This window comes from Bacteroidia bacterium, from assembly GCA_041391665.1.
GTDB lineage: Bacteria > Bacteroidota > Bacteroidia > J057 > J057 > JAGQVA01.
This window is the reverse complement of the sequence record JAWKNO010000003.1, coordinates 2,018,176-2,030,985: the sequence shown is the minus strand read 5'-3', so window position 1 is coordinate 2,030,985 and position 12,810 is coordinate 2,018,176. Positions and strand designations below refer to the sequence as shown.

Genomic DNA, 12,810 nt, shown 5'->3' with positions numbered 1-12,810 from the left:
TTAGACACAATACAAAAATATGAAGCGCAAGATTTTTGCCCTTATCTTACTCATGTCAAATTTCTTTGCAGTTTTTGCCTGTATGTGGGATTATGACACGATTGAAATGGAGCGACAACAGTTTCCTGGTGTCATTGAATTGATTTCAGGTAAATTTCTCCGGCATTCTCCAGAATTTCATTATTGGCGGATAAAAGACAGAGAGGCAAAACTTAAAATATTTCCCGACAGTTTGGCTCTGTATGATGACCTTTCTGTATCGTATTCAAAGATTGGGAATGATAAAAAAGCAATTGGTATTATGTTGAATAAAGACAGCATAAAATCAGGAATATATGAAACATACGCCAATCTGGGGACATTTTACCTACATGATGGGTCGTATGAAACAGGAATCAGATATATTGATAGGGCTATAGAAATTAATCCTAATGCACATTTTGGAAGAGAAATTTATCAGCGTTATCTGGCCGAATATGTTTTGAGTAAAATGCATGATGGAAAAATCCCGATGCCTTTAAATTCGACTTTTACACATGGCGGCCCGGATTATTGGATGTATTTTCCTCCGAGTGAATGGGGGAATTTTTACTCATTCCTGTTAAATAAATACAAATTGGATTTTGATAGTGCTGCAAGGAGTAAAATTGATCATCTTCCTGAAGATGAGTTGGATAAAGCATTATCAGGAGTTATGGGGATGATGAAATTCGGTAATTATAACTCCCCGATCCTGCTTGAAGCACTGGGTGATTTGTTGTTGAATGCAGCTTATATTAGTGGTGCAAGGCAGCTGGCTGCTCGTGCATACTTTAAAGCATCTTATGCTGTTGAGGATACGTCGGCAAAAGAGATTTACAATAAAAGAATTGCCTTTATTTTATTCCATCAATATACACAAAAAAAAGGAAATAGATTTACTTTATATCAATTGGAAGAACTCCTAAAAGAAGAGATGGAAGATGGGGATAATTTTTACCTGCAAATTCGGAATGATGAAATAGGGTGGATAAATTCAGGCAAAAACCCCGAAAAGGAATTTAACCTAAAATATTATCAAATGCCCGAAATATCAGTAAGGATTCAGCATGGGAGTGGGGAGGATACAGATGGTAAATATATTTGGAGAACAGCTACTGGATACTATTGGGATACAACTATTGGAAAAAATGTTGAATACAGAAATATCCTCAACCCACAGGTATTGATGGATAGTAACCAGTTAAAGGTGATTGACAGTCTGTTTGATGTCCCTTCTCTATCTGGTGAAAATGGCAAAGAAAAAAACAGCACAGGCTATAAATGGTTTTATTCTATCATCGCGTTCATCTTGAGCGTATTCATCCTTAGCGGATTGCGATTTTGGCGAAGACGCAGTAGCGACTAACGGCGTTCACCTCTTTTGACCATCATCATTATCGAGATTGAAAAAGGAAGGATACAGTGATCCCGATTTTATTGTTAAGCTAAAGCGTTGGTTTTCTTAGCATGATTTTTTCGCACAACCCATAAACCCAAGATGAAAAAAAATTCATCCTACAACCCCGAAATTCACCATCGCAGGTCTATCCGTTTGAAAGGGTACGATTATTCGAAGGCAGGTTTGTATTTTATTACGATATGTGTGCAGAATAGGGCATGTTTGTTTGGGGAAATAGTTGCGCACGAAAGGGGCAACCACGAGGGATTGCCCCAACCGGACAACCACGAGGGATTGCCCGCACAAGGCGAAATGATTTTAAATGATGCAGGCAAAATGGTGGAAACCCAATGGTTGAAATTGCCAGCACGGTTTAAAAATATTGTATTGCACGAATACATCGTAATGCCCAACCATTTCCACGCCATTTTGGAAATCGTTGGGGCGACCATTGAGGTCGCCCCAAATAACGAAAATACGGTCGCGGTAGGGGTATCCCTTGTGGATACCCCCGATGAAACCGTGGATATTTTTGGTGCAAACGTGGATACCCCCGATGAAACCGGGGATAACCCACAAAATATGGGGCAACCATTGGTTAATGGTGATATGGGGCAACCATTGATTAATGGTGATGCGGGGCAACCACAAGGGATTGCCCCTACCAAAATGGTGGATACCCCCGATAAAACCGTGGATATCCCACAAAATATGGGGCAATCATTGGTTAATGGTGATATGGGGCAACCACAAGGGATTGCCCCTACCAAAACCGTGGATACCCCCGATGAAACCGGGGATAACCCACAAAATATGGGGCAACCATTGGTTAATGGTGATACGGGGCAATCATTGGTTAATGGTGATATGGGGCAACCATTGATTAATGGTGATGCGGGGCAACCACAAGGGATTGCCCCTACCAAAATGGTGGATATCCCCGATGAAACCGTGGATACCCCACAAAATATGGGGCAACCATTGGTTAATGGTGATACGGGGCAACCACAAGGGATTGCCCCTGCCAAAATGGTGGATACCCCCGATGAAACCGTGGATATCCCACAAAATATGGGGCAACCATTGGTTAATGGTGATACGGGGCAATCATTGGTTAATGGTGATACGGGGCAATCATTGGTTAATGGTGATATGGGGCAACCACAAGGGATTGCCCCTACCGGAAATGGAAAAACGGTTGGTGATGTGATGGATGCATTCAAATCAATAACAACCGTTGAATATATTCGGGGTGTGAAAACATTGGGGTGGTGGCCCTTTAACCGAAAATTATGGCAACGCAATTATTACGAACACATTATACGTAACGAGAAGGCCTATATCAGAATCTCGGAATACATTAAAAACAATCCGGCAAAATGGCTGGATGATAAATTTTATAAAAAATAACAAGTCGTCATTTCAACTCCCCCAACTATCGCGATCCAAACTGCGGTACTGAATCGCCTCCGCGATATGCTCCGGCCGTATGGCCTCCGCTGCTGCCAGATCGGCAATCGTGCGCGATACCTTCAGTATCCGGTCAAAGGCCCGGGCACTCAGATCCAGCTTTTTCATCGCGGTTTTGAGCAGTCCTTCTCCCAGCTTGTCGATCTGACAAATCTTCCTCACCATATTGGCGGGCATCATGGCGTTGCAATACACGCCTTCCAATGTCTTAAACCGTTCCAGTTGTATCTGCCGCGCGGCGATTACCCGCTCGCGAATGATTTGGCTACTTTCGCCATTTTCCCGTGAGGTAAGTTCGTCAAACGGCACGGGCGTTACCTCAACGTGCAGATCGATCCGATCCATCAGCGGTCCGCTGATTTTGGCCATGTAACGCTGAATCTGCTGCTGCCCGCACACACAGCTTTTTTCCGGGTGGTTAAAATAGCCGCAGGGGCAGGGATTCATGCTCGAAATGAGCATAAAATTGGCGGGGTAGTCCACCGTAACTTTGGCGCGGGAAACGGTTACCCGCCGCTCTTCGAGCGGCTGACGCAGCACCTCCAGCACGGTGCGTTTAAACTCGGGCAACTCGTCGAGAAAGAGGATGCCGTTGTGGGCAAGGCTGATTTCGCCGGGCTGTGGCACGCCGCCACCTCCCACCAGAGCCACGTCGCTGATGGTATGGTGCGGCGAACGAAAAGGGCGCTGCGCCACCAGGGAGGTGTTTTCTCCCAATAACCCCGAAACGGAGTGTATTTTGGTGGTTTCGAGCGCTTCCTGCAAAGACAGCGGCGGCAGAATGGCGGGCATTCGTTTGGCGAGCATGGTTTTGCCCGCGCCGGGCGGACCGATGAGTATGGCGTTGTGCCCGCCGGCGGCGGCTACTTCGAGGGCGCGTTTTACGTTTTCCTGGCCTTTCACATCGGAAAAGTCAAAAGGAAAATCGCGCTGCGCGTCGAAAAATATCTCGCGGGTATCGCGCACTACGGGAGGGATCTCGCGCCGGTCGTCGAGAAAATCGACGGCATCGATCAGATGTTCGATGGGAATGACGTCGATATTGTTGACAATGGCGGCTTCGGCAGCATTTTTTTTCGGCACAAGCATGCCCTTTAGTCCGTGTTTGCGCACTTCTACGGCGATGGGTAAAACGCCTTTGATTGGCCGGAGGGTTCCGTCGAGAGAAAGTTCGCCCATGATGAGATACTCGCTCACCTTGTCGGGGCGTATGTCCCCTGCAGCGGCCAGGATGCCCATCGCAATGGTGAGGTCGTAAGCCGAACCCGCCTTGTGAATGTCGGCAGGGGCCATATTGACGGTCGTGCGGGCGCGGGGAAACTTGATTTCGTTGTTGAGAAAGGCGGTACGGATGCGTTGGTATCCTTCGCGAACGGCATTGTCTGCAAGGCCTACCATGGTATAACCAAATTCGCCCTGGGCGACATTTACTTCCACCGTGATCATGGTTGCGTGAATGCCTTCCACCGCGCTTCCATAAGTTCTGACAAGCATATTTTTATAGGTATTGTGTTTTAAAGCGGGTAGTTAGGGTTTTTTATGCGGGTGTCAATGGAAAAAAAATGCAAAAGGTAAATTTGATTTTCTATTTTCACGGGGGGAATACACCACTACATAAAACATTTGCGTATATTTTAGACTGCACCCAATCCGCGCAAGAAAGTAATTCCCTGCCTCCTATGTCCCCCAAAATCAACTTAACCTGCCCCTGCTGCCATGGAAAGGTAAAAGAAAAGCAGCTCACAAAAATGCTGTCGCTTTTCCCGTTTAATGGGCTTACTCTCCCCACCGGCCTCCCGCGGTCGAAGGGATTGATGGAAACCTTGTCCCGGAACCCTTCAATATGGGCCTGTGACGACTGCTTTGCCAGCGGAAAGGCCCTTTTGGGGAATCCTGATAAGCAATATTATACTTTTCAGTCGCCCTGGGATTTCGGATTTCCCTATCTGATGTACATCAATAAATCACTTACCTGCGAAACCTGTCGGGAGCATTTCACTTTTTCGAAGGAAGAACAGCTGTACTGGTATGAAGAACTGCAATTTGTCGTGTACTCGAAGCCTAAGAACTGCATAAACTGCCGGAAACAACTCCGGTACCAGAAAAGCCTGAATACGGAGCTGTCTGCTGCCTTGCAAAATGGCGAACCCACTGACCCTGAAATCTTGCTGAGAATTGCGGAAATCTATCAGGAAATGGGAAACACGGAAAAAATGAAAGCATATCTTACTGCCGCGAAGAAAGCAAAAAATCGTCATTAAGATACATACCCCCAATTACGAGGCGATCATTAAAATTGTGTTTCAAAGCGGGTAGTCAGGGTTTTTTGTGCGGGTGTCAATGGAAAAAAAATGCAAAAGGTAAATATGATTTTCTATTTTCACAGGGTAAAACAATTAATCCTTTTCTTATGAAAATAAACAGCCTATTACTACTAACACTTTTTTTTGCCTGTTTTTCATTCAATATGTATGGGCAGAGTTCTCCCGCCAGCCGTGTAATCGTCAATGCCGATCAGGGCAAATACACCATCAATAAACATATTTACGGTCATTTTGCCGAACACCTGGGGCGGTGTATTTATGGTGGTTTTTTTGTGGGGGAAAATAATACCCAGATTCCCAATACCGCCGGTGTGCGCAACGATGTGGTCGCTGCACTCAAAGATCTGAAAATCCCCAATCTGCGCTGGCCCGGTGGCTGTTTTGCCGATACATACCATTGGAAAGACGGTATTGGCCCCAAAGACCAACGCCCTTCCATCGTCAATCAGTGGTGGGGAGGCGTAACCGAAGACAATAGCTTCGGAACCCACGACTTCCTCAATATGTGTGAACTTCTGGGCACCGAACCCTATCTCTCCGCCAATGTGGGCAGCGGTACGGTACAGGAAGTCGCCGAATGGCTTCAGTACGTCAATCACGGCGGAAAAAGCCCGATGGCCGATCTGCGCAGAGAAAATGGTCGCGACAATCCCTGGCATGTAAAATACTGGGGTGTAGGCAACGAGGCCTGGGGCTGCGGGGGAAATATGACCGCCGAATATTATGCCAATATTTACCGCCAGTATACCACTTTTATGGGGGACTGGGGCAATAGCTCGGGCGTATTTCGCATTGCTTCGGGTGCAAGTTCGGATGACTACCATTGGACGGAAGTGCTGATGAAAAATATCCCGAGAAACCTGCTCGAAGGCGTGGCGCTTCACCATTATTCGGTGATAGACTGGCGCGCTAAGGGTTCTGCTACCGAATTTTCGCAGGATCAGTATTTTACCACCATGCAGCGGGCACTTCAGATGGAGGAACTCGTCACCCGCCATACGGCGATTATGGATCAGTATGATCCCAACAAGCGCGTAGCGCTTGTCGTGGACGAATGGGGCGGATGGTATGACGTTGAACCCGGCACCAATCCCGGTTTTCTCTACCAGCAAAATACCATGCGCGATGCCATGATCGCCGGTACTACCCTTAATACCTTCAACAACCACGCTGACCGGGTAAGAATGGCCAATCTGGCGCAGACGATCAACGTGCTTCAGGCGGTGATTTTGACCAATGAAAACAAAATCATCCTCACCCCGACTTACCACGTGATGAAAATGTACAACGTACATCAGGACGCACAAATGCTGCCAATTAACCTCACCAATGTTGATTTTATGCATGGAAAGGAATCTCTGCCGGCGATTTCGGCTTCGGCTTCGAAAGACTCTGCCGGGGTGGTTCATATTTCGCTGGTAAATATCGACGCCGCCAAGACCAACACCGTTGACCTCGAAGTCAGAGGGGTTGAGTTCAAAAAGGTAAGCGGTACAATCCTTTCGTCCGGCAAAATCAATGACTACAATTCCTTCGAAAAGCCGGATGCAGTTGCTCCCAAAAGCTTTGACGGATTCAGCAAAAAAGGAGAAACGCTGAAGGTTACACTTCCTCCGTTTTCCGTAGTCGTGCTGGAAATAAAGTAATGTTTATTATATTTAGAGGTCATATCACCTACTCACAAAATATTCAAAAAAATGAAGTATAATCGACGCAAATTTGTTCAGGTTGCTGGCGCAGTAGCTGCCGGAACGCTGGTATTGCCCCAGTGGGCATGTAAAAGTGGCGGCAGCCAGACGGCAGTGACAGAAGGTACTGAAGCTGCTATGGGGGGTACATTGAAAGAATTTGGCTTGCAGCTATATACACTGAGAGACGATCTGCCCGCTGACCCTAAAGGAATTTTGAAGCAGGTGGCTTCTTTTGGCTACAAGCAGCTTGAGGGTTATGAAGGCCCGCAGGGTTTATTCTGGAATATGCCTCATATGGAGTTTAAAGCCTATCTCGACGAACTGGGCATGACAATGATTTCGAGCCATTGTAATTTCAGAGAAAACTTCGAAACCAAAGCTGCACAGGCTGCAGAGATTGGGATGAAATACCTCCTCGCACCCTGGGTCGGGCCACAAAAAACCCTTGATGACTTTAAAAAAATCGCCGACACTTTTAACGAGTGTGGAGAAATCTGCAGGCAAAATGGCATTCGTTTTGGCTATCACAACCACGGCTATTCATTCCAGGAGTTAGAGGGACAATTTCCTCAGGATTATATGATGGAAAATACCGATCCGGCTACTGTCGATTTTGAAATGGACATTTACTGGGTTGTGACAGGTGGTGCAGATCCGATTGCATATCTGGAAAAGTACCCCAACCGTTTCCGCCTTTGCCATGTCAAAGACCGCACGAAAGGAGCGCCTGAAGGAGAGGCGGATGCTTCCTGCGATCTGGGTACAGGCTCTATCGACTATGCAAAAATACTGAAGGTAGCCGCCGAAAATGGTATGGAATACTACATTGTAGAGCAGGAAAAATATGAAAACTCCACGCCGCTGAAAAGCGCAGAGGTGGATGCTCAATACCTGAAGAACCTGGTATTTGCATAAGGGAATCTTACCTGCAAATCACATAGGAGACAAGCCAGCTTTATCGCAAGATGAGGCTGGCTTTGTTGATTGAATGGGGTATGTATTTTGTATGTTTTGGTAAAATAAAACGTATATTTGCACATATATCGCAAAAAATACAATTATTATGCTTATCCAATTCTCAATTAAGAACTTTCGCACGTTTAAAGATAGAGCTGCGTTAAGCCTTGTTGCCTCAAACTATGATAAAGACACCCGTGAGTCTGACAACATTGGTTATGATGCTAAGTTCAACCTGAGAATTTTAAAAAGTGCTGTGATTTACGGTGCCAATGCCAGTGGGAAAAGTAAATTTATGGAAGCACTGATGTTTATGAGACACTTTGTCATTACCAGCTCAAAATATGGACAAAAAGGAGACGAGATTAATGTTGAGCCATTTAAGCTAAATACTGAAACAGAGAATGCACCAAGTGAGTTTGAAGTAATTTTCACATTTAAAAATATCATGTATCGCTATGGTTTTGAAGCAGACCGGAGACAAGTAGTTTCTGAGTGGTTATACTATAAACCCAAGACTAAAGAGATTGAGCTTTTCTATAGAGAGGCGAATAAATTTGAGACCCATCAAAGAAATTTTACAAAAGGCAATACAGTAATCAAAGAGGGATTAGTGAGGGATAATGCTTTGTTGGTTTCTGTAGCAGCACAGTTTAATGATACCATATCTATTGCGGTTATAGATTGGTTTAAAAGCCTGAAAACAATTTCCGGCTTAAACGAGTCAGGGTATCAGGGGTTTACAATGGGTAGAACCGAAGAACCTTTTCACAAAGCCAAAATTTTAGAATTATTAAAAGCGGCCGATTTAGGAATACAGGATATTAAACTTCAAAAGTTGGATATTGATAAAATTCCTAAAGATATCCCAATGGAGTTAAGAGATAAAATCATTAAAGAGGTAAATGAAGAAAATGCTGAATTTATTTCAGACGTTCTGGTAATACATAAAAGGTATGATTTAAATAAAAAGGCAATTGGAAGTGTAAGCCTCTCTTTGGATGATGACGAGTCTTCAGGAACCCGGAAGTTTTTTGCGTTGACCGGCCCTATTTTAGATGTTATCGAAAATGGATATATGCTGGTTGTTGATGAACTTGATTCAAAGTTGCATCCCAATTTGGTTTCTAAAATTGTGTCTTTATTTAATTCCAAAGAGTTGAATAAAAAGAATGCGCAATTAATTTTTAATACTCACGATACCAATCTCTTAAGCTCCGAACTTTTTAGACGAGATCAGGTCTGGTTTACAGAAAAAAATAAATATGGGGAAGCAAAGCTGTATTCTTTAGCCGATTTTAAGTCAGAAGCGGTTAGGCGGACAGAATCTTTTGAGGAAAATTATATCAGAGGTAAATATGGGGCAGTTCCATTTTTAGGCTTTTTTGACAACCTTAATAATCGCTTGTTTCGGTATGAAAATGAAGGACAAAAAGGCTGAACAGATTGCTGCCAAACAACGACATAGAGAACAACTGAAAACCCGCAGGAGATCTGAGCCAAATGTAGAAAGGCCTGCGGCAATGTTGCGTGAAAAGCCAACTATTTTGATTGTTTGTGAAGGGGAAAATACTGAGCCTTCATACTTCAGACAATTTCGGCTTTCCTCTGCTACGATTAAACCCGTTGGCGAAGGTTACAATACGGTATCTTTGGTCAATAGGGCAATGCAATTAGCGCTGGAGGGAACCTATGATCAGGTTTGGTGTGTTTTTGACAAAGACGACTTCATCAACATTGACTTCAATAATGCAATTGCCATTGCTGAAGGATATAACTTCGGTGTCGCATATTCCAATCAGGCTTTTGAATACTGGATAATTCTTCATTTTGATGATCACCAGGGTGGTGGAATGCATCGTAATGATTATAATAGGAAAATCAATGATTTATTAAAGCCGTTTAAATTGAAATATGAAGGTAAAGGAAGTAAGGTAATTTCCGAAGATCTGTTCGAATTACTTGATGGTATTGACGAAAAAACTCAAAAGGAAAGAAAATCATTAGCTATTGAAAGGGCAAGAAGGAACTATAATCAATTTGACCATAATGATCCAGCCTCTGAAGAATCATCTACCACAGTATTTAGACTTGTAGAGGAGTTGATAAAATATGTTTAAAAAATCTGACCACTTTTGAGATGATATAACCCCCAATAATGACCCCTATAATCGAAACCCCAAGGCTAATACTGCGAGAGTTTTCTCTCTCTGATGCCACAAATATGTATGAACTGAATGCGGATCCGGAAGTAGTCCGGTATACCGGCGATAAACCTTTCGCTTCAATCATGGAAGCCGCTACATTTTTGGAAAATTATGATTCGTACAAAAAATATGGATATGGCCGCTGGGCGGTTGTGGATAAGGTCTCGGAAGCGTTTTTAGGTTGGTGCGGACTGAAATTCAATGAGGAGAAATTTGTGGATATTGGGTTTCGGTTTTTCCGGAAGGAATGGAACAAAGGGTACGCAACCGAATCTGCCAGGGCATCACTGGACTATGGTTTTAATCACCTGAACCTGGATGAGATTATTGGACGTGCTTCTACAGAAAACAACCCTTCCATAAGAGTACTGGAAAAGCTGAATATGCACTTTTGGAAATTTGACGATTGTAAGGGAATCGCCAACTCCGCTTATTATCGCATCAGTAAGGAGGAGTATGGTAGTAAAGGACATATATAAGTGACAGTATTCCTTTTAAGATAAGATGATGAAGGGTTTCTGAAAATAAAACAACAGACAAGAGAACCCGAGTAAATAGGTAATAATGGCAAAAAAGAAAGACCTAATACAAGCAGAGTTAGCTCTGTTTAATGAGCTTAACAGCTTGATTGAGCAAAACCATGCACTGGTAATTTCGCAGGCTAATAGCGTGTTGACTCAGCTTTTCTGGAAAGTCGGTAAACGAATCAATGAATTTGTTTTGGAACATAAGCGAGCTGAGTATGGTAAGCAAATTGTCGTTACACTGTCACGACAATTTACAGAGCGATATGGGCGAAACTTTGAGGAGAAAAATTTAAGGCGGATGTTACAATTTGCAGCTGCTTTTCCAGATTCTGGGAAAGTTGTTGTCCTTACACAACATTTAAGCTGGTCACATTTTCTGGCAATATTACCTCTCAAAACAGAAGAACAACGACTGTTTTATGCACAACAGGCCATTCAGGAACATATGGGGGTAAGAGGACTACGAAAATATATTGCAAAAAAAGTGTACGAACGTACAGCTATTGCTAATTTTCAATTGCCAGATACTACACATCATTTGTCCGATAACTTCAAAGATCCGTACCTACTGGACTTCCTTAATTTGCCTGTAGGCTATCTTGAATTTGAGCTTGAAACTGCTATTCTGAAAGAATTAGAAAAATTCATAATGGAGGTTGGTAAAGGTTTTGCCTTTGTAGAACGACAAAAACGAATGATCATTGACGGAGAAGATCATTATTTAGACTTGCTGTTTTATCACCGCAAGCTCAAGCGTTTAGTAGCTATTGAATTGAAAATTGGTAAGTTTCATGCCAAACACAAAGGGCAAATGGAGTTATATCTAAAATGGCTAAATAAACACGAAAGGCAGCCTGGCGAAGAAACTCCAGTAGGGTTGATTCTATGTGCAGAAACAAGCCGGGAGCAAGTAGAATTACTTGAAATGCACAAAGACGGTATTATCGTTGCCGAGTACTGGACAGAGTTACCCTCCCGGAAAGATTTGGAAAAACGATTGCACCAGGCATATCTTGAAGCAAAAGAGGTTATCGAAGGAAGAAAACTACTAAAATGAGAATAGCAATTACCCTTTTATTTGCTCTGGCCCTTTTCGCCCGGACAAATGCCTCCGATTCACTTTCAAAAAGTAGAAATATCCCAGTATTTGTAAATGGCGAAAGTGGTTACGCCTGCTTTCGGATTCCTGCGATTATCTGCACCGAAAAAGGCCTGCTTGTCGCCATTGCTGAAGGCCGGAAAGGCGGATGCAGCGATACCGGAGATATTGATCTGGTATCCAAACGGTCAAAAGACGGTGGTAAAACCTGGAGTGCCCTTCAGGTAATATGGGATGATCACGACAATACCTGCGGCAATCCTGCACCGGTTTTGGATCGTGTGACAGGCACCATTCATCTGCTATCTACCTGGAACCTTGGCAAAGACCGCGAACCTCAGATCATTGACCAAACCAGCACGGATACCCGTAGGGTTTTTGTCATGCACTCTGATGATGACGGGGCAAACTGGTCATCACCTGTAGAAATCACCGCCTCTGTAAAACTTCCCGAATGGACCTGGTACGCCACGGGGCCCGGTTCCGGTATTCAACTGCAATATGGCTCTCATCAGGGAAGGCTTATGGTTGCCTGCGATCATATAGAAGCGCAGACTAAAAAGTATTTTTCACATGTGATTTTTTCTGATGACCACGGACAGACATGGCAGCTGGGCGGAACTACTCCGATGGATATGGTAAATGAATGCGAAGTGGCAGAACTGGAAAATGGCGAGATCTTGCTGAATATGCGCAACTATGACCGCAGCCAGCGAAAAAGGCAGGTAGCCTCAAGCAAAGACGGCGGACTTACCTGGACTGACCAGCGATTCCAGGATGAACTGATTGAGCCCATCTGCCAGGGAAGCCTGCTGGTGTATCGCAACAAAAATCAATCAGTCTTACTCTTTTCCAATCCCGCCAGTACCGAAAAGCGGGAAAATATGTGTCTGAAAATTAGTCGGGACAGTGGACTTACATGGCCCCAAACGATTGTTTTATTCCCAGGCCCTTCTGCTTATTCTGATCTGGTGATCGATAAAAAAGGTCGCGTGGGCTGTTTGTTTGAATCGGGCGTACAGAGTCCTTACGAACAGATTATTTACACAAACAGGAAAATCAGACGGGATTAATGCAGGGATTGGATCTGTATAATTTTCAAAATAGTTATTCAT

At 44.0% G+C, this 12,810-nt stretch carries 10 protein-coding genes and 1 pseudogene; 10 read left to right on the top strand and 1 reads right to left on the bottom strand.

Annotation, left to right across the window (positions count from 1 at the left end):
* Positions 1-19: 19 nt before the first annotated feature.
* Positions 20-1,387: a tetratricopeptide repeat protein gene (locus tag R3D00_31025; protein ID MEZ4777648.1), complete on the top strand. Its 1,368-nt coding sequence runs from the start codon at positions 20-22 to the stop codon at positions 1,385-1,387.
* 1,227 nt (positions 1,388-2,614) lie between these two features.
* Positions 2,615-2,830: pseudogene (locus tag R3D00_31020) on the top strand (transposase).
* 12 nt (positions 2,831-2,842) lie between these two features.
* Here the strand turns inward: R3D00_31020 and R3D00_31015 are convergent.
* The gene (locus R3D00_31015; protein MEZ4777647.1) at positions 2,843-4,384 is read right to left on the bottom strand and encodes a YifB family Mg chelatase-like AAA ATPase; all 1,542 of its coding nucleotides are present in this window, start codon (positions 4,382-4,384) and stop codon (positions 2,843-2,845) included.
* A gap of 185 nt (positions 4,385-4,569) precedes the next feature.
* Here R3D00_31015 and R3D00_31010 point away from each other — a divergent pair, with 185 nt between their 5' ends.
* From R3D00_31010 to R3D00_30975, 8 genes are all read left to right on the top strand, one after another.
* A complete protein-coding gene (locus R3D00_31010) occupies positions 4,570-5,151 on the top strand; it encodes a zinc-ribbon domain containing protein (GenBank protein MEZ4777646.1) in 582 nt (193 codons plus the stop codon).
* Between the two features lie 206 nt (positions 5,152-5,357).
* On the top strand, positions 5,358-6,860 hold the full coding sequence (locus tag R3D00_31005; GenBank protein MEZ4777645.1) for an alpha-L-arabinofuranosidase C-terminal domain-containing protein: 1,503 nt from the start codon (positions 5,358-5,360) through the stop codon (positions 6,858-6,860).
* 51 nt (positions 6,861-6,911) lie between these two features.
* On the top strand, positions 6,912-7,820 hold the full coding sequence (locus R3D00_31000) for a sugar phosphate isomerase/epimerase (GenBank protein ID MEZ4777644.1): 909 nt from the start codon (positions 6,912-6,914) through the stop codon (positions 7,818-7,820).
* A gap of 148 nt (positions 7,821-7,968) precedes the next feature.
* Complete coding sequence (locus R3D00_30995) at positions 7,969-9,303, top strand: ATP-binding protein (protein MEZ4777643.1); 1,335 nt, start codon at positions 7,969-7,971, stop codon at positions 9,301-9,303.
* Positions 9,278-9,982 (top strand): RloB family protein, encoded by a 705-nt coding sequence (locus R3D00_30990; GenBank protein ID MEZ4777642.1) that lies wholly within the window; start codon positions 9,278-9,280, stop codon positions 9,980-9,982. Before R3D00_30995 ends, R3D00_30990 begins: the two co-directional genes overlap by 26 nt.
* 38 nt (positions 9,983-10,020) lie before the next feature.
* Positions 10,021-10,548, top strand: a complete 528-nt coding sequence (locus tag R3D00_30985) for a GNAT family N-acetyltransferase (protein ID MEZ4777641.1) — start codon at positions 10,021-10,023, stop codon at positions 10,546-10,548.
* Positions 10,549-10,633: 85 nt separating this feature from the next.
* On the top strand, positions 10,634-11,653 hold the full coding sequence (locus tag R3D00_30980) for a PDDEXK nuclease domain-containing protein (GenBank protein MEZ4777640.1): 1,020 nt from the start codon (positions 10,634-10,636) through the stop codon (positions 11,651-11,653).
* On the top strand, positions 11,650-12,768 hold the full coding sequence (locus R3D00_30975; GenBank protein ID MEZ4777639.1) for a sialidase family protein: 1,119 nt from the start codon (positions 11,650-11,652) through the stop codon (positions 12,766-12,768). Before R3D00_30980 ends, R3D00_30975 begins: the two co-directional genes overlap by 4 nt.
* The last annotated feature ends 42 nt before the right edge of the window (positions 12,769-12,810 follow it).